Consider the following 2,612-nt stretch of genomic DNA (forward strand, 5'->3'; position numbering starts at 1 on the left):
ACATAGATCACCGTGCCTGTCGCGTCATACATGCGGTAGACGCCAGGCTGACTGGTCACGGTGCTGAGAAAGGCTTTGGGATTGAAAACGTCACTCACTACTGATTAACGGCTCCGCATTAAACAGGCCATGGCGTATGGCCAGATGCGTTAACTCTACGTCACCACTGATGTTCAACTTGCTGAACATGCGATAGCGATAGCTATTAACGGTTTTCGGGCTCAGGTTAAGCTGCTCGGAAATCTCCGTCACCTTTTGCCCTCGGGTAATCATCAGCATAATCTGCAATTCCCTTTCCGACAAACAACTGAACGGTGATTCGGCGCGCTGCGGCTCAATCTGGCTCAGCGCCATCTGCTGAGCGATATCAGAGGCGATGTAACGCTGACCGGCGTGCACCGAGCGAATGGCGCTGACCACTTCCTGCGGCGCCGCCCCTTTGCTGAGATAACCTGCCGCACCGGCCTGCATGACTTTCGCTGGCAGGGGATTTTCGGTGTGGATAGTCAGCATGATGATGCGGATATTCGGATTGAAGCGCACGATTTTGCGCGTCGCCTCCAGTCCGCCAATGCCGGGCATGTTCATGTCCATCAGCACCACATCCACAGGATGAGTGCGGCACCATTTTACCGCATCCTCACCACAGGCCACTTCCCCGGCAATCACCAGTCCCTTCATATCTTCCAGTATGCGACGAATACCGGCGCGTACCAGTTCATGGTCATCAACAAGAAGCAGGCTGATCAACGGGACGTACTCCGCAGGTTAGTGGGGGAAAATATATTTCAGGGGCGTTATCTTACCGGGTTTCGCGTGGAAAGAACATCAGGGGCGCCAGATAAATCTCAAAACCAATGACCCATGTCAAATAGCAGGCCGCAGTGATTGTTTTTTTTAGCTGATGCAATACCATACTGGAATAAAATTGTTAAAATGTGACTAATATCATTAAGTTATAATTTATAACCCGCCTTCGCTTCTTTCCGCCGGCAGCACCAAAAAATAATCTTTCCCTGGAAGTTTTTTGCGCACAAAAAAAAGCGAACGGTGCAATTAATTAACCGTCTGCGCGCGGGTCGATGATGTGGCCTAAATTCTTCCATCAAGCGTATGATATACTCTGTTTTTTATGCACGGGAAGAATGTGTGCGCACAAGGTCATTCCACAAAGGAGATAATGATGAGTGATGAAGATTTCGTAACATCGCGCGATACCCAGGCGCTGGCGGATGAAGTCGCCTGCCTGAAAATGATGGTGACGCTGATCCTGAAAGGTATGGGCCAGGCTGATGCCGGTAAGGTGATCATCAACATGGAGCGTTACGTCCAGTCCGCGCTGGCCGATAAACCGCAGGCCGAGGTGTTCAGCAACACCATCCGCCAGATTAAAACCGCCTACCGTCAGTAAGCGGCGTGCCCTGCGCATCCTGCGCGGGGCGTTAGCTGTGTGACTGCCAGTTGACCGACACGCCCAGCGAGGGCAGCACTTCTTCCGGACTGAAGCGACGCGTGCCGCGATACTTCTCCGCCAGCGCCGGCTGCTGCACCGGAATACGAATGGCAAACAGATTGTCTTCTGACTGGATCAGTCCCGGCGAGAGCGGCTCGTACACCACCTGATGCTGCTCAAACATCTTCTCCAGCATCGGCGTGGCCGAACTGATCAAATACTCCATCCCGCTCAGCTCTGCCAGCTGTACCGAATGCCATAAGATGTTCAGCGGCAGCTCGGCATCGACTTCAAGGCGGGCCGAATAGCGCGACATTTCCCACACTTTTTGCTGATCAAAAGGCAGCACCATGCCCTCCGGCACTTCCGGCTCGTGCCACGGTAGCAGACGTGCGCAGCCACAAATGCCCTGACGCGCAGTCCAGGCAATCAGCCAGGTGACATCGGAACGATCGAAGCGATCATACTCCTGTCCCGGCGTGCTGAGTCGCGGCGGAATTGACCAGCCCTCGCCACGCGCAAAGACGCTGTAACGATAGGTGCCCAACTCGGCCAGCAAAGAGGACGGCATATCCTTTAGCTGTGTTTGAATTATTTTCATCATGCGCCCCTGACATCCCCATGTTTGCAATGATTTATTAAGCGCCAGCCTGGCGGAGTTTCCGGCGCAGGGTAGACAACTGACTGCGGCTTAGGAACTACTAAAATTAGTAGTTGCCTTTTCGCTATATCAGGCCGATGGCTGCGGCATAACAGGCAATCTGCGTTTTATTGGAAACATTAAAACGCTTTTGCATATTCTTTTGGTGAAAATTTACCGTGTGTTCAGAAATAGCCAGAATGAGGGAAATTTCGGCTGAGGTTTTTCCCTCCGCTGTCCATTTCAATATTTCCAGCTCGCGCTGACTAAAATCATTCGATAACACCACCATTGAGCCGTCATTCAGACGGTCCAGCACACGCAAACTCAGTTCCGCCAGGAAGTGCAGTTGCACCTCCAGCTCAACGCGTCTGTGCTGGGTCTGGCTGGGTTGTTGCGATGCTATAGATAATATACCAATGGCACGATTTGGCGCCATTGCCGAGCATGAAAAGCCACTTACCAGCCCTGCTGCATTGGCATCTGACCAAAAATTGCCTGCGCCTGTAAATAAATCAC

Annotated in this window: 5 protein-coding genes; 1 reads left to right on the forward strand and 4 read right to left on the reverse strand. The window is 52.3% G+C overall.

Annotated features, from left to right (window positions below; translation table 11 throughout):
* Both QMM04_RS22030 and uvrY read right to left on the reverse strand, forming a co-directional pair.
* A partial coding sequence (locus QMM04_RS22030) for a hypothetical protein (RefSeq protein WP_282997048.1) occupies window positions 1–98 on the reverse strand: 98 nt, incomplete at its 3' end.
* On the reverse strand, window positions 91–750 hold the full coding sequence (uvrY, locus tag QMM04_RS22035) for a UvrY/SirA/GacA family response regulator transcription factor (RefSeq protein ID WP_282997046.1): 660 nt from the start codon (window positions 748–750) through the stop codon (window positions 91–93). The genes QMM04_RS22030 and uvrY, both read right to left, overlap by 8 nt.
* Window positions 751–1,183: 433 nt before the next feature.
* Here uvrY and QMM04_RS22040 point away from each other — a divergent pair, with 433 nt between their 5' ends.
* Complete coding sequence (locus QMM04_RS22040) at window positions 1,184–1,411, forward strand: DUF2594 family protein (RefSeq protein WP_010616664.1); 228 nt, start codon at window positions 1,184–1,186, stop codon at window positions 1,409–1,411.
* Window positions 1,412–1,442: 31 nt separating this feature from the next.
* Here the strand turns inward: QMM04_RS22040 and QMM04_RS22045 are convergent, their stop codons facing one another.
* On the reverse strand, window positions 1,443–2,054 hold the full coding sequence (locus tag QMM04_RS22045; RefSeq protein ID WP_031279842.1) for an acyl-homoserine-lactone synthase: 612 nt from the start codon (window positions 2,052–2,054) through the stop codon (window positions 1,443–1,445).
* A gap of 124 nt (window positions 2,055–2,178) precedes the next feature.
* The coding region (locus QMM04_RS22050) for a LuxR C-terminal-related transcriptional regulator (protein ID WP_282997047.1) at window positions 2,179–2,612 on the reverse strand (434 nt) is incomplete at its 5' end.

It is taken from the genome of Pantoea sp. Pa-EAmG (assembly GCF_030024295.1).
GTDB classification, from domain to species: Bacteria; Pseudomonadota; Gammaproteobacteria; order Enterobacterales; family Enterobacteriaceae; genus Pantoea; species Pantoea dispersa.